This is a genomic window from Rhodoferax ferrireducens (assembly GCF_031458075.1).
GTDB classification, from domain to species: domain Bacteria; phylum Pseudomonadota; class Gammaproteobacteria; order Burkholderiales; family Burkholderiaceae_C; genus Rhodoferax_B; species Rhodoferax_B ferrireducens_A.
In genome coordinates this window covers 304,993-322,186 of record NZ_JAVDXT010000004.1, presented here as the reverse complement: position 1 = coordinate 322,186, position 17,194 = coordinate 304,993, and the positions used below count along the sequence as shown (strand labels likewise).

Genomic DNA, 17,194 nt, shown 5'->3' with positions numbered 1-17,194 from the left:
AGCATCAAGTGCGAAGTCGTTTTTCCAAGTAATCAGAAATGAGGGTGAGGGGGTAGCAAATGGCGAAGAACACAAGAAGCACTCCACAATAAATCTCCACGGCATGTGAGTCAGGGCTCACGTACGCCAACCGCTCAATCATCTGTCTGGCTGAGCTCAGAAGGTCAGTTACGCCCACAACAGAGGTAAGAGCGCTCGCTTGGATAAGCACGGTCAGCTGTCCGATATACGGAGGAAGAAACCGTCGAAGTGCCTGAGGCATGATGGCGTAGACCATCGTGCGGAGCTTACTCATACCCAGCGCGCGAGCCGCCTCAATTTGCCGGGATGAGATGGATTTCAATGAGCCACGCGCTGTTTCCGCGATATTTGCACCGCCCCATAGCGCGAGGCCAAGAACAGACGCGGTGATGGGCCCCGTGCTAATTCCCACTTGAGGCAGGGCGAAAAATACGAACAACAGCGTAATGAGGGACGGCACCCCGCGGAAGATGTCGATATAGAGCCTTACAAAGAGCTTCACCCACGGCGAGGTGCTCACAGATAACGCCCCAATGAGAACACCCATGACAGTTGCCACAAGCGTGGTCAACAGGGAGACCCAAAGGGTGACATACAAGCCGGTGAGCATGTGCGATGCAACCGGTCCAATCCATTCATTCATTTGGCTACTCCAAGACCAGGCACAGCAACGCGTTTTTCAAGACTGCGCGATGCAACAGCAATGACGTTGGAAACGATGAGGTAGGCCAGAGCGGCGATACCGAAAACCTGGAACACCTTGAACGTGTCCGCGACCATGCGGTTTGCGACGTACGTCAATTCTTGGTAGCCGACAGCAATCATGAAGGAGGATGAACGGAACTGGGTAATGGCCATAGTGGTAGCGGCAGGAATGGATGCTCGGGTTCCCAGAGGCAAAGTGATGTCCAAGAACGACCGAGAGGCCGACATCCCGAGGGCACGCGCGGCGACGACTTCATTCGGATTGACTGCACCGAACCCAGCTCTGAAAATTTCGGTGTGGTACGCAGCACCCCATAGTCCCAACGCAAGCCAGGAAGTGGCAAATGGGGAGAATTTGATTCCGAGGTCAGGCAGCGCGAAATACAACATCACCACTTGCACGAGCAGGGGGGTACAACGAAACAGATTGACGTAAACCCCGATGAGTTGACTCACGACTGGTATTCGGAAGTAGCGGACGGCACCAAAAACCAGTCCTAGCGCCAGGCCCATCAGTATCCCGATGGCGCTAATCAACAAGCTTCGGCTCAGTCCGTCCAACAGGATCCATAGCTCGTTCACGAATGTCGGTGTCATTTCTGCATTTCCTTGAGCGCCCGCTGACTATCTTAGAGAGAGCCCACAGGCAAATGGCGTTGTGGATTACTTCAGACACTCCAACGCGCCGCTCTTTGCATAGTCCAGCTTCACATTTGGGCCTGGCACGATGTTCCGATACTTCGCAACAAATGCGGGGTCCTTGACTTGCTCAGCGAAGGCCTTGAAGAACTCGTCGTTCGTGCGCATTTGTTCGAGCACAGTGTTGACCCAGTCGAGCATCGCCTTGTTGCCCTTTTTGACGCCTACGCCCTGAATGGCCGAGGCAGCCAACGTGCCCACTACTTTGAAGTTTTTCTGCTGTTGGGTGAAGTTAAATCCATACACATCGATGTAGGCGAGCGCGTCCGCCCTCCCCTGGGTCAGCATGGTCGCGCCCTCGGCTGCTGTCTGCGCAGTCAGCAGATTGGCTTGGGGGTAGCACTTCTGAAGCCAGGTCTGGTAGGTGCTTCCCGTAGGGGTAACAACCGACTTGCCGGCCAGGTCGGCATAGTCATTCACCTTTGATTCCTTTGGCACAACCAATTGCAGGTTGCTGACCCAGATAGGGTTGGAATAGTCCAGCTGCTCGGCACGAGCTGGGGTGTATGCCAGGGACGCCAGAATCATGTCAATCTTGCCCGATTGCAGGAACGAAATTCGATTGCTGTCGTTAACACACTGGGTTTGCAACTTGTCTGTACTTCCGAAGGCAGCCTCGGCAATTCGCTTCACCATGGTGTATTCATAACCAGCAGGCTTACCGTCGATGCCGACGTAGCCTGCGGGCGGGTAGGTGCAATTGATACCAACGGTGAGCGTGCCACCGGCCTGGACCTCTGGTGGAAGCGGAACGCTGACCTTTGCGGCACTAGCGGAGACGGCACTCAAGCCGAGCAAGGCAAACACGGAGCAGGCAATGGCTTGTTTCATGGATATCTTTCTGGGAGCTAAGGGTGGGAAAAGGCGAAATTTCAATGCTTGGTCATGCGTGCCAGGAACTGTTTGGTACGTTCGTGCTGTGGGAAGTCAAGTACCTGTGAGGGGACCCCTTGCTCGACGATGTTCCCGCCGGCGACCAGCACCAGGCGGTCACCGACTTCCCGGGCGAAGCCCATTTCGTGCGTCACCACCAGCATCGTCATGCCGGACTTCGCCAAATCTTTCATGACCGCAAGCACTTCACCGACCAGCTCCGGATCAAGTGCCGAAGTGGCTTCGTCAAACAACATGACGTGCGGATTCATCATCAGGGCCCGAGCGATGGCGACGCGCTGCTGCTGGCCACCGGAGAGTTGGTCGGGATAGTGGTCGGCATGTTCCGACAAGCCCACTTTGGTCAACAGCTCCCGAGCCCTTCGTTCGGCGTCCGCAGTCGACTCCTTCAACACCCGACGCGGTGCCAATGTGAGATTTCGCAGGACCGTCAAATGTGGAAAGAGGTGGTAATGCTGAAAGACCATGCCAACCCGCTGGCGTATCTGGTCCTCATTGAGCGATCCGCCAAGGACGTCTTCTCCCTCAAGCAGAATCTGACCTGAATTGATGCGCTGAAGCAGGTTCGCGCAGCGCAGGAGGGAGCTTTTACCGCCGCCGCTGGGGCCAACGATAACGACAACTTCTCCGCGTTGGACATTGAGGTCGACGCCCTTGAGCACGACGTTGTCTCCGTATGACAGGTGAATCTTCTTCATCTCCAGGATTGGGCCGCCTGTGCCGATGCGGTGAGGGAAAGATATTGCGTTCATAGTGGACCAATCAATCAGAGGCGTATCAGTTCAGGGGCGCGCCTTGAAAACGTTTCACAAAGGCTCGGAATCGGTCAGTCTTGGGATTGGCAAACACATCAGCCGGTGGGCCGTCTTCGATGATTGCGCCTTGGTAGAAGAAGAGGAGGCGGTCCGCCACATCTTTCGCGAACTGCATCTCGTGGGTGACAATAATCATCGTCATCCCTTCTTTGCTGAGGTCTCGCAGCGTCTTTAGAACCTCATCGACAAGCTCCGGGTCCAGAGCTGAAGTCACCTCGTCAAAAAGCATGACCTTCGGACGCATCGCCAACGCGCGGGCAATGGCCACTCGCTGCTGCTGGCCGCCTGAGAGCTGTGAAGGGAAGTGGTTTGCCCGGTCGCCCAGACCAACTTTTTCGAGCAGTTCGACTGCGTGGGCACGAGCCGCGGCTTTCGATTCCTTGTTCACCAGTATTGGCCCCATCATCACGTTCTCGATGGCGGTCTTGTGAGGGAACAGGTTGTAGTTCTGAAACACCATTCCGGCTTTCGTCCGCAAGTGGGCAATGGAGCTCTCCGTCTGTCGGCCTCGCCCGCCAGGGCCCGTCTGGGAGTAACCCACCGCTTCGCCATCGACCAGGATTTGCCCCGACTGGAACTCTTCCAAAAAGTTGATGCATCTCAGCAGTGTCGACTTACCAGAGCCACTTGGCCCGATCAGGACGACGACCTCTCCCTCGTTGACGTCGAACGAGATATCTCGGAGAACTTGGTTACTGCCAAAGCTCTTCGACACAGCATTGACACGAATCATTGGCTGCGGATCTGAATTTGTGATAGCGGTGTTCATTGGTTTTCCAAGAGGTCGGGTATTGTTCAGGCAACTTGATAGCGGCGCTGCAGGTAGGAGGCGAAGAGGGAAATCGGATAGCAGATGCAAAAATAGATGAGCATCACGGCCGTGAAAATCTCGAAGGCGGCTAGCGTCCTCTCAACAACTTCTCGGGAGGCATAAGTGAGTTCCCAAACGCCAACGATGGAGGCGTACGAGGTACTTTTGACCGCAATCGATGCGGTCGTCACCAGCGGCGGCAAAGCCAGACGAAGACCCAACGGCAGCTGGATTTCACGAAGAATCTGGAACTTCTGAAGCCCGATGGACTTGCCGGCCTCGATAGTGGTTCGCGGAACAGCAAGGATGGCGCCGCGGATGATGTCCGTAACAAACGCGGCAAAATAAACCACCAGGGCAATCGTTGCCGCAACGTAGTTCGGCGCATTGATGCCAAGCCGGGGCAGGCCGAAATAGGCGATAAATATCAAAACGAGGACTGGAACCCCCCGAATAACAAACACATATGCGGTCAGGACCGCTCGTACAAAGGTGCCGCCCAGTGCTGCAGCAACACCCAACATCGTTCCCACCAGGAAGCTGAGGACCACCGTGGCCGCAGCCATTTCGACGGTCACCAGCGCCGCCTTCAGCAGGTAGCCAAGATTTAAGAATGCAATGTTCATTTCGAGGACTTAACTGCGCTTGCGCGACCGAACTTCGAGCCAGTGAAAAAGCGAACTCGTGGCCGTGGTCAAAACGAGGTAGAAGACAGCAATCACGATGAACACCTCGTAGGATGCAGCTGTTCGTTCCATCACCAGCTTGCCGCTCAGCGTGAGGTCGACCACGCCGATGCCAGCTACCAAAGAGGTATCTTTGATGAGAACCACAATTTGGTTGCCTATGGCTGGAAGAACCTTGATTGCCGCCTGTGGAAGGACAACACGGAAAAACACTCCGCTTGGTTGGAGGCCGATTGACCTGCCTGCATCCCATTGGGTTGCAGGTACTGCACTGACCCCACCGCGGAACACTTCCGCGAGATACGCCGTGTGCTGAATCGCGATGGCGATGGCTGCACAGTAGATGCCATCGAGCCTGGAGCCGAGAAGGGGTGCGCCGTAATAGACGACAAGAATCAGCAGAAACGTAGGAACGTTGCGCAGAAATTCAATGACGAAGTAGGTTGGCACCCACACCGCGGCTGTTTTGGATAACCTGATGAGTACCAGGACCATGCCGCATGCCAACGCGGCGGGTAGACACATAGCGACCAGCGCGAGCGTCACCAGGAAGCCGTCAAAGAACTCCGGCAACCAGCCCAGAGCAGTATTGAACCAAGTCATGATGGACATCCGGTGGTCTCGCCGTCTTTACTTTGCGTAGTACTTGGTGTTTAGCGGGGCCTTGCCAAACCATTTGGTATAGCTGGCTGAGTAGTCCTTGAACATCGAGCCGCCACGCATCTCGCCGACATACGTGTCCAGCGCCAGCCACCACTTGAAATCGCCTTGCTTCATGTAGATGGCGTTGTTGGTCATTGCGGTCATACGCTCTTCCAGAACACGAACATCTTTGTTCTGTTGTGCATACCAGAGCGCGACTGGCTCGTCCAGTTGTGCAGCGTCCACACGTCCACCTTTGACGGCCGTAAACTGCGCGCCGATTGAGTCCAAGGTGGTTGTCTTGGCTTTAGGGAAGAATTGCTTGGCGCGTTCCGCTTGGACAGGCGTGGACAGAATTGCGGTTGCCACCTTGTCGTTGTTCAGGTCTGCAAACTTTTTGAACTTTGAATCGGCCTTCACGATGACAACAATCGATGAGTCAATGTAAGCCTTGGTGAATGCAACTCGTGCAATACGGTCTGGCAAGACAGTGGCAACGTGAATACCGAAGTCCACCTTGCCACTGTTGACGTTTTCCCAGCGTGCCGCGGAACTCTGCTTAACGAATTCGATGTGTTTGGGGTCGTCGCTACCAAAGAGACCCTTGGCAATCATCTTGGCCATATCGATGTCAAAGCCAGTCAGTTCGCCTTTTTCATTCACGAACCCAAAGGGAGGCGACTCGCTGCTAACACCAACGATAACTTTGCCTCTTTCCAGAACCTCGTCGAGCTTTGACTTCTCCTGCGCCTGAGCGATGGACGTAAATGCCAAGCCGGCCAGGAACATTGTGAGAATTGCCGATAATTTGCGCATGATGACTTCCTTTGTGGTGAGAGAAAACGAAACTAGGCCAACGCGGGCTTGATGACTGCGCAGAGCATTTCCACCAAAGCCACGTGCGTATCGAGGTGCATGCCGTCAACGTTGGCATCGACAACGTTTTGCACAGAATTTATTAGGCCGATGTCAACGCCACGATTCAGGAGTTGACGCTCAAGCTCAGGCGTATTCATCAAACGCGGGTCTTTCCGGCGAGCCGCAATCGCCGCAGCGATGGCATTGCAACCCCAGTTGGAGCAGGCTGCGGTCACCAATACATCGGCGGGGCTTACCGCTGCGATGGTCTGACCGAACTTCACGTGGTCGTTCACCGCCTGTGTGATGGCACCCATGCCAATTTCGTTGCCGCCATCGCCTACCGCAACGGTACGAATTCCTTGACGCGATGCCTCATCGAACAGCAGATCGATGCGAGCGCGCCCCATCCCATAGTCGATGGCGCGCATGCTGTAGTACACCCCGTCTTTTGCCCGGCCCACACGCTCCGTCGAAAAGAACAGCTTCGGCTTGTACTGCTCCAGCATCGAAGTGGCAGCAGCAAGTGCCTCTTCATCGCTCGTTGTAAATGGCAGCATCGACACCACCGCCAATGAGCCGTCCTTGCACGCGATGGCGGCCTGGTCGTACGGAAGCACCGTCAACCCCGCACTGGTTAGGATGGCGCGCATACCAGGCAGCAACGTCTCTTCGGCTAGCAAAACGCAATGCACCTTTTTGGCGATGGCTAGGGCACGGATGATGATGGCGGCTCCTGCTGGCCCGTCATTTTCACCAATCTCAGTCGAAATCCAGGCGCGGGAGACAGAACCCGTCGTCACAAAGATAGTGGAGCCGTCAGGCACCGCCAGCAACGCATCCGCGGCGGCACCAATGAGGGACCGGCCCTGGCGGGCACGCGCCGCAACATATAGGTGCTCAACTCCGCGCCCACCGATATCCAGCGTCACGAGCTTGTCGAGACGCTCGTCGATGGCCGCCATCAGATCGGTATCTGCACTCATTCTGCAACTCCCAGAATGAGTTCAGCGAGGGCCTGGGGCTCATTCACGTATCGAGCGACTTCGTTCAAAGAGGCCACCATCGCTGCAACTACTTTGTCCATGCCCCCGACCCGCGCAACTGCGCCATGAGTCGGCTTGAGGCGCACACTGACGCGTGCGCCCGGTTGTCCATGCGTGTTCACGGTGAGGATGCCGTGGTCACGCAGCAGCACCATACCGAGGGCCGACGTGATTTCGCATGGGACGATGCCCGCATTTTCAGCATCGCGGCCTGCACGTCGAAATACCTCCCTGAGCGCGAGGTCCTCCTCAATCATCGGACCCAAGTCACTGATTGCCACCAATTCAGCGCCAAGACGGTCTCGCAACGCGCGGCCCAGCTCTTGCCCACTCTGTGCTTCCTCGACGAGGTCTTTTGGCGAGAACCGTTGCAGTGAACGAAGCGCACTCGCGGCAATGGGGGCTCTGGCTTCCATGCCGAACTCGGAGGCCTTTGCGCTTACGCGGGTCACCAGTGCCGGGCGGCCGACCACCAACCCTGAACGTGGCCCGGACAGCCCAGCTTTGTCACAGTTGGTGATGGCAAGGTCGCCACCTAGCGCCAAACTCAATACGCCTCCCCGGAGTACCGGACGCATCCGCGCCCCGTACGCCTCGTCAAAGAAGACCGTGGCGCCCTTGGATTTTGCAAATCCAGCAACATCCATCGATATGGCATCATCCAAGAACTCCAGGCTGCTGGTGACGGTAGTGACAACGACCAGTGCGGGTTGATGCTCTTCAATGACGGACAGCCAATCCTTGTCGCCTTGAATCTCTTTGAGCTGCACACCGGAGATGGAACAGCCACGAATCAGCGATGCGTGCGAGCGGCCGCCGGGCGGGACGACCGAGACGACCGTTTTTCCGGCACAGAAAGCAACAATCGTTGCTATGATGCCGGCGCTGGTACGGTTCACCGCCGCTGCAGTGTCAGTTGCTTGTCCGCCCATGTGGGCAACAGCAACTTGGCGTAACTCTTCTGCGAACAGACCAGGTCCCACCCACTCTTCGCAATGCGTATTCAGGTCTTCAGACTTAAGGGGAAATTCGCGCTGATTCCCTGTAAAAACACCGATGGATTCCGGACCCATCAGGCGAACCCGGTCGGCAGCGACTCTTTGGCCTTGGCGCAGCCGACGTGCTTCGTCGACGCTCGACTGAATGATTTTTCCTCGGGCAAAGCCAACCACGGGATCAAGCAGATTCCCGAGCGAATCCGTATTCTTTGTTTTTTCCATGATGTTCCTGAGCTCAGTGGACCGCTTGAGTCCGGATTGAGATATTTGCAACCGTGCGTAGCAAGGCGACGAAGGCCAGATGGCCACCGAATTCGATGCCATCCACGACCATGGCTTGCTTGGAAGTTGCGCCATCCCGTGCGCCGGCGGCAACTGTCACAGCGATGAGCTCGTGCTCCGTGTCAGAGTCGTGCAGCACCTGCGGGTTACCCAAGAGCACACCTAGCGCCGCAACAACTGCGTAGGCGCCCCAGTTGGAAACTGAAGCACTAACCGTGACGTCTGTTGTTACCACCGTCACGACACCCGACGCATGCCCGGCGAGTGAACGACCGCGCAACGGCAACACATCCCGAATGGCCTCCCGCACCGCACCGAACCCGACTTCGTTCCCTCCGTCACCGATGCCGACGGTCAGGATGTCTGCTTCCGCTGCGTGATAAGCCAACAAATAGACGTAGCCGACGTTCAGCGGGTCTCGGCAATCTCCACGAACCCCGTGGAATTCGCCTTCCACATTGGGGCCGTCGCGTTCAACAAACACCACCGCAGTCGGGCTGTGTTTCTCGATGATTTCGCGAGAGCGAATTTGGCCTGGGTTCATGCCGATGGGAAAAGCTTCGACGACAACGACTGGTGCGACTCGCTCGCCATCTTCTTCGGCCCAAGCAGCCAACTTACTGTTGATGAGCTGCACCGCCGCAAGGACCGGTGGCATGTGTGCATCTTCAGTGACGAAAACCACTTTCGCCTGCAAGCCCTTAACCAGCGCGATAGCCAGTGCCGCTGCCCCTATCGGCCCGTCGGTTTCACCCAGCGGCAGTTTCGGGGGGACTCCCGCGCCGGTCGCTATGACGACAGTGCTCCCAGGTGTCACCCGGCCAACCAACGCATTGGCGGCAGCCATCGAGAGCGGCCCGCCGTGATGGGCGCGGCACACCTCGTACATCGGCACCACGATGCCAGTAGGCAATCCACCGCTCAGCGGACGAATTTCCAGCGTCATCAGCCGGTCGATGCGATTTCCCGACTCGATGTGTTCTGGCTCCAGACCTCGAGTCCAAGCGCCCGCGGTAATTGAGGAGGTGGTCACGTTATTCTCGCTTAGACGCCAAAGGTGACGCTCTTGCGATGCGTATAGCTTTCCAGCGCACCTTCAATCGAGTATTCCGACCCGATACCGCTCTGTTTAGCACCGCCGTAGGACATGCCGGGAATTTGGCCGCCAGCCCGGTTCACCTGAATCCAGCCGGCATCTAATTGCTCGGTAGCACGCATTGCCGCACCAATATCGCTAGTGAAAATATAGGCAGCCAGTCCGTAATGCGTGTCGTTGGCCATTTCGAGGACTTCCTTTTCGTCAGTCCATGAGATGGCGACAAGCACCGGCCCAAACACCTCTTCACGAGCAATGCGCCAGGTGTTGTCCACACCTGTGAAAATCACAGGAGTTGGGAAATACCCCTTAGCGTCTGCAACCTCCGGAGGCAGCTTGCCTGTTTCCACCTTCGCGCCGGAGTCCATGGCTTCTTTGATGAAGCCACAGACCGCCGCATAACGTTCGGCATTGATGACAGCACCAATATCGGTGGTCTCGTCCAATGCGTCGCCCACTTTCAGTGCGTTCACTTTCGCCACCAGTCGTGACATCACTTTGTCCCAGATGGATGCATGCAGAAACAGGCGTGAGCCGGCCGTGCAGGACTGGCCCTGACGTGCAAAGCGCATCGCTGCAATGATGTTGCTCACCGTGGTGTCGAGCATTGCGTCTGTGCCGGCGTCGGCGTACACGATGCAAGGGCTCTTGCCACCGAGTTCCAATGTCAAGTGACCGATGCGGTCAGCGACGGCATGAGCAACCTTCTGACCGACTTCATGAGAGCCCGTGAACGAGATTTTTGCGACGTCAGGGTGTGCGGTCAGCGGAGCGCCTGCTTCGAGACCTTCGCCCGTGACCACATTGAACACGCCAGCCGGAAACAGGTCGGCAGCAAGCTCTGCGATACGAATGACGGCAAGCGGAGCGTCTTCAGCAGGCTTCAACACCAGGGTATTGCCCGTTCCGAGCGACATGCCAATCTTGACCGCGGCCAGGACCAACGGCGAGTTCCAAGGGATGATAGCGCCAACCACGCCCAGCGGTTCACGGGTTGTATAGCTGAAGAGCCCTGGTCCTAGTGGAAGCGTCTCACCCTTTTGTTCCGCAATCACACCACCGTAATACCGGAGAACTTCCGCCGTGCTTGCGACTTCGGGACGGCTCTGGGTGCGCAGCGCGTTACCTGTCTCGGCAGCCAATATTTTTGCGATTTCCTCAGCGTTTGCTGTAATGCGATTGCCGAACTCGATGAGCAACGCACCACGCTCACGAGCAGCCTTTCGGCGCCACTTGGGAAAAGCTGCCTTGGCCGCGGCAACTGCGGCATCAATGTCTCGCTTGTCCGCAGCACCGACGTCAGCAATGGTGTCGAGCCGAGATGGGTTGATGACGGCCAATGTTTTTCCACCGATGGGCTTGCACCATTCGCCGTTGATGAAATTGCCTACCAGGCCAACGGTCGGGAGCTGGACGCCTTCGTAGGTCGTCTTGAGGGAAGTGTTCAATTCAATCTCGCTTTGATGTTTGGGAATAAGTCAAGCTGCGGTTTGCAAACGCACGTCGAGCAGTTCTTCGTAGATTTCGCAGATGCTTGTGGAGTCCTTGCCACCGAGGCCCTTGGCGCGGGCCGCGTTATAGGACTGCTTGACGAGCTGACTCAGGGGCAACGAATAGTTGGAGAACTCGTCCAGGCACAAGCCGATGTCCTTGTTCATCAAATCGATGGCAAAGTAGGCAGGGCGTTCGGCGGTAAATAGGGTCTTCTGAAACCAGTCGAGCATCTTGCTTCCAGCCATTCCAGCAGTCATCACGTCGCACAGGACTTCGAGGTTGCCGCCGGCCTTCACGCTCGCGGTGAGCACCTCGCCCAAGGCCATCGTGTTGATGGCAACTACCATGTTGTGAGCCAGCTTGGTGAGCTGGCCGGCGCCGATGTCACCGCAGTGCACGATACGGCCAGCAAGGTTGTTCAGCATCGGTGTCATGCTTTCCAAGACAGCGGCATCGCCACCGACCATCAGCACCAACTTGCCGTTGGTTGCGCCCGCCACACCACCGCTGACGGGAGAATCCAGGAAGGACAAGCCCTTTGCAGCGGCGTCAGCCGCAAGGAGTTTTGTGGTTTCCGGGTCGACGGTGCTGAAGTCAATCAGCACTGCCCCCTTTGGCGCGGACGCGAGCACGCCATCCGGGCCGCTGACGGCTGCTTTTAGGATAGCCGGTGTGGGAAGGCTGAACAATATGGCCTCCGCGCCGACCGCGGCCACCTTGGGGCTCGCGGCGGCGATTGCACCTAACGAAACCAACTCTGCAACTGCTGCCTGGTTCGGGTCGAAAACGGTGACTTGATAGCCGGCAGCTACGAGACGCTCTGCCATTCGGGCGCCCATTTTTCCGACGCCGATAAATGCAATGTTCTTCATTTCCTGTTTGCTCCTGGTTGGGATGGAGCGAACTTTAGGGATAAGCGCGCACGTCGATAAGTCCAGCTGTGCTAACAGGAAACGTTAGAATTTCTTTCCTGTTAAGCACAACCTATTTGGTGCACCTCACTTGGCCTGAAACCTGCATGCATAGAAATTCTTTCTTTTTTTCAGAGGGTAAACCCTCAACTCCCACAGCCCCCTGGCCATTTGCATGGAAAACCATGCGTTAGCTTTTCTAACGCTGCATCTCCATCATGCTTAACCTTTCCCGGCTGCATCTGCTCAGTGAGTTGTCGGTTCTAGGCACTATCGGCAAGGTGGCCGAGGCGGTCAATCTGACCCGCCCTGCCGTCTCCCAGCAGTTGAACATCCTTGAGCAGGAAATCGGCACGGCACTTTTCGAGCGCACTGGACGAGGCGTCAGGTTGACGGTTGCTGGGGAGGGCTTGGTAGCACGAGCAGGAAAACTATTCGACCTCGTAAGCGAAATCGAATCTGACCTTGCCTCGGCCCGTGGGTCAGTCGCTGGAGAGGTTCGTATTTCCGCATTTGGGTCGGTAGCGACCACGCTCATCCCGGCAATGTTCAGTCTTTTGCTGGCCGAATACCCAAACTTGGACCTTCGCTTCGAAGAGTTGGAGCCTGGGGACGGCCTAAAGGCGGCGGCGGCCAAGCAGGTGGACATCGCACTGGTTGACGACTCCATCAGCGCGGAAGCCTTGGCCAGCATGTTGTACTTCCGGCCTGTATGCGAGGACCACTTCGCTGTAGTCATGTCCTCTTCTCATCGCCTTGCAGAACAGCAATGGATAGGCATGGACCAACTTGCTGCAGAAAACTGGGCCATCAACAAGACTGCCCAGACCTACAAAGGGCAAATTGTCAGCGCCTGCAATGAAGCCGGCTATTCGCCGAGGGTCGTGGCCAGTTGCAGAAACATGGCCGCGACCCTGGAAATGGTACGAACTGGATACGTCATCACAGTGCTTCCTGCCCTGGCGTTGAGATCAGCATCAGCAGACCCAAACTTTAGCGTAGTGCCAGTGAAACCGCTGATGGTGCGTCGCATCTTTGGTGCAATGGTACAAGGTACTTATAGGCGCCCCGCAATAGCTGCCGTGCTCAAAGCTTTAGACACCGTCGCCCCGCAGTTTGCAAGCAGGGAAGAGCTGCCGTCGTGACGTGCTACCACATCAATGCATGAAGTTCAACGAGAAACGCTGTTCTTATTCAATGAACTACCCGTCCATGCCAGCAATCGTCCCGAGCAGAGCAAGCAACGTGGAGGCTTTATAGTACTCGCGGCGGTCGGCACTGCCCTCATGCAGCGCGACCGCGTCTTCAAGAGAGTCGAAGTCAACGGGCAGCCAGCGGTTGCAACGCACTACCAAAGAAAATGCCTGGACGGTCACCTCGAGCAGGTCGAATCAAATTCGCCGAAGAAGAGCTTAAGTTGTTGATGCAGATGTTGCCGCGGACCTTGAATTGACCAGTACGAGCCGGTCAAAAGCCTTTCCAGATACACGCCCCCGCCGCACTTAGGTAGCCAATCCAAATTGGCGGCAAAATCTGAATACCAACACTTGTGTTTGGGCATATTTTCAACGTGAGCAAAATACCGTTCAGTTGGTGCCGGTCTGTATGTGCGGCTCCATGTCAGGAGATTCGCCATTTTGCTAGCGGTTCGAAACCTGCAAGGCAAAGTATCACAACATCCGCTGCGGCGTACCGGCGGCACTACCGTAAAGCTAATATTGGTTCGCCGCGCATGATGAAATCTCGTCAGGTATTCGCTCGATGCGTACCAAGTATGGTCGCCGAGGCGTCGGTTGACGTCTGCGGTTTCAGCAGTAGATGACCCAGCGCCGGGATCAACACCATCGCGCCAAGCATGTTCCATAGGAACATGAAGGCCAGCAGCAGCCCCATGTCGGCTTGGAACTTGATGGGGCTGGCCACCCACGTAATGACGCCGATGGCTAACGTCACACCCGTCAGCAGAACGACCTTGCCGGTGAACAGCAGTGCTCGGTAGTAACTCTCCGAGAGACTCTTGCCCTCGCGCAACTGCGCAAGAGTTACCGCAAGTATGTACAGCGCGTAATCTACGCCGATACCGACGCCCAGGGCGATAACCGGCAGCGTGGCCACCTTCACCCCCATGCCAAGCGCCACCATCAGTGCCTCTGCCAGCACCGAGGTCAGCATCAGCGGCAGGATTGCAACCAACACCGCCCGCCACGAACGAAAGGTGATGAAGCTCAACAGCACCACTGCACCGTAGACCAGTAACAGCATGGTTCGCCAGGCGTCCTTGACGACGATGTTCGTCGCTGCTTCAATGCCGGCGCTGCCGGCGGCGAGCAGGAACTTCGTGTCGGCCGTGTCGTTGGCCTTGGCGAAGACTTCGACATGATCAACCACCCGCGTCAGCGTGTCGGCCTTGTGGTCACGCAAGTACACATAGACGGTGAGCATCGAGCAGGCCTCGTTGTACAGCCCGCGCGGTGCGCGCGCCGTCACCGTATTGAGCATGTCCTGGTTGGGCAGGAACTCATACCACTTTGGATTGCCTTCATTCAACCCAGCAAGCACACGGCGGTTCAACAGGGCGAGCGTATTGGTGGTCTCCACGCCATCAAGCTGGCGCAATTGCCATTCCAGTGCATCGATTTTGTTGAGTGTGTCGTACTGCGAGCACTGCCCATCGGGTGTCTTGACCATCACTGCAAGCACATCACTAGACGCGCCATAGGCCCCATTGATGAAGGCCACATCCCGGTTGTAGCGGCTGTCCGCGCGCAGCTCTGGCGCGCCAGGGTCGAGGTCGCCAATGGCCAGATGCTGCGAAACCACTACGCCGACGGACGCCAGCAGCAAGCCGGTTACGACGGCTCCGACCGCCCACCGCCGTTGCGTAAATCGGTCCAGCCAGCGCCACAAAGGCAGCTTCTGCTCGGTGGCTTCGGAGCGTAGGCTGCGCCGGGCAGCGGCCGGGCTCACGCCGGTATAGCTCAACAAGATAGGCAGCAGAATCAGGTTGGTGAGAATCAGCACGCCCACGCCGACCGACGCCGCAATGGCCAGCTCGCGGATGGCCTGGACGTCGATCACCAGTAGAACCGCAAAGCCTACCGCGTCAGCCAACAGTGCCGTCAGGCCGGCGAGGAACAACCGACGGAATGTAAAACGAGCAGCCACCAACTTGGGGCAACCGCGACCGATGTCCTGCATGATGCCGTTCATTTTCTGCGCGCCGTGGCTCATGCCGATGGCGAAGACCAGGAATGGCACGAGTATCGAATATGGATCCAACGAATAGCCCAGCACGGGTAGCAGCCCGAGCTGCCAAACCACTGCCACCAGTGAAGCGGTGACCACCAGCAGCGTGGAGCGAACGCATCGCGTGAACCAGAGAACGGCCACCGCCGCGATAGCCACTGCGACGGCGAAGAACACCAGCACTGAGCGCACGCCATCAATCAGATCGCCCACAATCTTGGTGAAACCGGTGATATGAACGCCCAGGCCCTCACGCTCATACTTGACGCGCAGGTCTTCCAAGTGCCCTGCCAAAGCGCCGTAGTCCAGCGGGTGGCCAGCTGAATCCTTGGTCAACAAGGGCACATAGACGACGCTGGACTTGGCGTCCAAGGCTATGATCTGCCCGATCTCACCCGAGCGGGCGATGTTGGCACTCAGTTGCTCCAAGCTGGCCGGTGAGCCGTCGAACCCCTCAGGGATAACCGGTCCGCCTTCCAGTCCCTCTTCGGTAACGCCGGTCCAGCGCGTAGACGGTGTCCACAGCGACTTCATCTGGACACGCGCCACACCCGGGATCAGGAAGATTTCGTCGCTCATGCGGCGCAACGCGTCCAAGTACTTTGCATCGTAGATGCTGCCGTTCGGATTGGCGACGGCTATGCGTACCGCGTTGCCCAGGCCACTCAGGTCGTCCTGGTGCTGCAGGAAGTTATGGATGTAGGGATGGTTGGTCGGAATCGTCTTCTCAAAGCTGGCATTGAGCTGCAGCCGGGTAGCCTGCCAACCCAGCAGCGCGGTAACCAGCGCGCAGAGCATGACGACAAGTAGGCGGTGGTTAAACAGTGCCCGCTCGATGAGCGAACCGGAACGAGGGTCGAAATTTTGAGAAGTCATGGCTTGGAGTCGACGGGCACTACGCCCTGAATGGAGACAGCCAGCATCGCGCCGTCAGCACCCGCGACCAGACCGTTAAGCGGTGGCAGCGGTGCACGGTTCAGCGGCAAGAATGCAGCGCCATCCCGGTTCGCCAGAACGAAACCAGCCTGGTTGGCCAACAACAACGTGCCGTCGCTGCTGATCTGACTGGCGACGATGGATACCGGCATGGGTACCGGTATCTGCTGCCAGGCGTCTCCGCCATCGGTTGAGCGCCAAACGTTGCCACGCAGTCCGGCGAGTACGATCTCATGTTCGTTGGGTAATTCAAGGGTGAAGAAACTGCCCTTGTAGGGCGTGCTCAGCCGCCGGAAGGACTGACCACCATCGTCCGACTTGAGAACCAGCCCCTGCTCGCCAGCGATGACGATGCGGCTGCCGCGCTGGCGCACGGCATACAGGTGTAGGGCTTCCGGGTTGTCCAGCCTCGCTCCCCATGACGCCCAACTCTTGCCGCCGTCTTCGGTAGCAATCGCCATGCCGTACGCGCCGACAGCCAGGGCGTGCAATGGGTCGGTCATCAGCACGTCAAGCAGCGGCTTGTCAGGCCCGTCTGCACGCATCTGCTCGGCAGCCTTTTGGGCCACAGCATCGCCGCGCGCATGGGCATCGGCCAGCATCAATTCAGGAATGCGCAGGCCATCGAGCCGGCGTTCCCACTGGATGCCTCCGTCTTGCGTTGTGAGCACGGTGCCTCCGTGGCCCACAGCTATGCCGTGCTGCGTGTCAGCAAAACGCACGGCAGTGAGTGTGACGCTGACTGGGGCGGGGGCTTGCACCCAACTCCGGCCAGCGTCGTCCGACCGCACAATGATGCCGCGTTCTCCCACGGCCAGCCAGCGTCGGCCGGCCTGCGCCACCCCCAGCAGCACGGTCCGTTCAGGCGAACGAACCATCAGTGCCGGTCGCTCCAGCGCCGTTCCTACTTTCTCCCCCCCCGACGCGGCCTCGCACACGATCAGTACTGCGAGGGCGCACCAACGCTTCACACCCCCGTGGCGCACCTTGGTCAGGTCTCTTTGACACCGGATGATCATGGCTGAATTCCAATCATGTGCTGCATTCCAAACAG

General features: G+C 57.5%; 17 protein-coding genes. 2 read left to right on the top strand and 15 right to left on the bottom strand.

The genetic code is table 11. The annotated features are described in order from the left end of the window. Positions 1–4 precede the first annotated feature (4 nt). The 13 genes from J2X19_RS20010 to J2X19_RS19950 form a co-directional block, all read right to left on the bottom strand. Positions 5–664 carry an amino acid ABC transporter permease gene (locus J2X19_RS20010; RefSeq protein WP_310375877.1) on the bottom strand — a complete coding sequence of 220 codons (660 nt, stop codon included), beginning with the start codon at positions 662–664 and terminating at the stop codon, positions 5–7. Next, positions 661–1,323: an amino acid ABC transporter permease gene (locus J2X19_RS20005; RefSeq protein ID WP_310375875.1), complete on the bottom strand. Its 663-nt coding sequence runs from the start codon at positions 1,321–1,323 to the stop codon at positions 661–663. Before J2X19_RS20005 ends, J2X19_RS20010 begins: the two co-directional genes overlap by 4 nt. 66 nt (positions 1,324–1,389) lie before the next feature. Continuing rightward, entirely contained in the window at positions 1,390–2,256 is an 867-nt protein-coding gene (locus tag J2X19_RS20000; RefSeq protein ID WP_310375874.1) for a transporter substrate-binding domain-containing protein, read from the bottom strand. A gap of 41 nt (positions 2,257–2,297) precedes the next feature. Next, positions 2,298–3,071: an amino acid ABC transporter ATP-binding protein gene (locus tag J2X19_RS19995; RefSeq protein ID WP_310375872.1), complete on the bottom strand. Its 774-nt coding sequence runs from the start codon at positions 3,069–3,071 to the stop codon at positions 2,298–2,300. 25 nt (positions 3,072–3,096) lie between these two features. After that, positions 3,097–3,867 carry an amino acid ABC transporter ATP-binding protein gene (locus J2X19_RS19990; RefSeq protein ID WP_310376220.1) on the bottom strand — a complete coding sequence of 257 codons (771 nt, stop codon included), beginning with the start codon at positions 3,865–3,867 and terminating at the stop codon, positions 3,097–3,099. A 62-nt stretch (positions 3,868–3,929) separates the two neighbouring features. After that, the gene (locus tag J2X19_RS19985; RefSeq protein ID WP_310375870.1) at positions 3,930–4,571 is read right to left on the bottom strand and encodes an amino acid ABC transporter permease; all 642 of its coding nucleotides are present in this window, start codon (positions 4,569–4,571) and stop codon (positions 3,930–3,932) included. A gap of 9 nt (positions 4,572–4,580) precedes the next feature. Then, positions 4,581–5,243: an amino acid ABC transporter permease gene (locus J2X19_RS19980; RefSeq protein WP_310375868.1), complete on the bottom strand. Its 663-nt coding sequence runs from the start codon at positions 5,241–5,243 to the stop codon at positions 4,581–4,583. Positions 5,244–5,261: 18 nt separating this feature from the next. Continuing rightward, entirely contained in the window at positions 5,262–6,089 is an 828-nt protein-coding gene (locus tag J2X19_RS19975; protein ID WP_310375866.1) for a transporter substrate-binding domain-containing protein, read from the bottom strand. A gap of 32 nt (positions 6,090–6,121) precedes the next feature. Further along, complete coding sequence (locus tag J2X19_RS19970; RefSeq protein ID WP_310375864.1) at positions 6,122–7,117, bottom strand: glutamate cyclase domain-containing protein; 996 nt, start codon at positions 7,115–7,117, stop codon at positions 6,122–6,124. Next, positions 7,114–8,397, bottom strand: coding sequence for an aminotransferase class I/II-fold pyridoxal phosphate-dependent enzyme (locus J2X19_RS19965; protein WP_310375863.1), 1,284 nt, complete (start codon positions 8,395–8,397; stop codon positions 7,114–7,116). Before J2X19_RS19965 ends, J2X19_RS19970 begins: the two co-directional genes overlap by 4 nt. Positions 8,398–8,410: 13 nt before the next feature. Further along, positions 8,411–9,490 (bottom strand): glutamate cyclase domain-containing protein, encoded by a 1,080-nt coding sequence (locus tag J2X19_RS19960; protein WP_310375861.1) that lies wholly within the window; start codon positions 9,488–9,490, stop codon positions 8,411–8,413. Positions 9,491–9,501: 11 nt separating this feature from the next. Continuing rightward, a complete protein-coding gene (locus tag J2X19_RS19955) occupies positions 9,502–11,001 on the bottom strand; it encodes an aldehyde dehydrogenase family protein (RefSeq protein ID WP_310375859.1) in 1,500 nt (499 codons plus the stop codon). Between the two features lie 30 nt (positions 11,002–11,031). Next, positions 11,032–11,919: an NAD(P)-dependent oxidoreductase gene (locus tag J2X19_RS19950; protein ID WP_310375857.1), complete on the bottom strand. Its 888-nt coding sequence runs from the start codon at positions 11,917–11,919 to the stop codon at positions 11,032–11,034. A 257-nt stretch (positions 11,920–12,176) separates the two neighbouring features. Between J2X19_RS19950 and J2X19_RS19945 the strand changes: the two genes are divergently transcribed. Together J2X19_RS19945 and J2X19_RS19940 are read left to right on the top strand one after the other, a co-directional pair. Further along, positions 12,177–13,103 carry a LysR family transcriptional regulator gene (locus J2X19_RS19945; protein WP_310375855.1) on the top strand — a complete coding sequence of 309 codons (927 nt, stop codon included), beginning with the start codon at positions 12,177–12,179 and terminating at the stop codon, positions 13,101–13,103. A 15-nt stretch (positions 13,104–13,118) separates the two neighbouring features. Then, the gene (locus J2X19_RS19940) at positions 13,119–13,382 is read left to right on the top strand and encodes a hypothetical protein (protein ID WP_310375853.1); all 264 of its coding nucleotides are present in this window, start codon (positions 13,119–13,121) and stop codon (positions 13,380–13,382) included. Between the two features lie 322 nt (positions 13,383–13,704). Here J2X19_RS19940 and J2X19_RS19935 read toward each other — a convergent pair whose 3' ends face one another. Both J2X19_RS19935 and J2X19_RS19930 read right to left on the bottom strand, forming a co-directional pair. Next, the gene (locus J2X19_RS19935) at positions 13,705–16,080 is read right to left on the bottom strand and encodes an efflux RND transporter permease subunit (RefSeq protein ID WP_310375851.1); all 2,376 of its coding nucleotides are present in this window, start codon (positions 16,078–16,080) and stop codon (positions 13,705–13,707) included. Next, positions 16,077–17,159 carry a WD40/YVTN/BNR-like repeat-containing protein gene (locus J2X19_RS19930; RefSeq protein ID WP_310375848.1) on the bottom strand — a complete coding sequence of 361 codons (1,083 nt, stop codon included), beginning with the start codon at positions 17,157–17,159 and terminating at the stop codon, positions 16,077–16,079. The genes J2X19_RS19935 and J2X19_RS19930 overlap by 4 nt, the downstream gene beginning before the upstream one ends. Positions 17,160–17,194 lie beyond the last annotated feature (35 nt).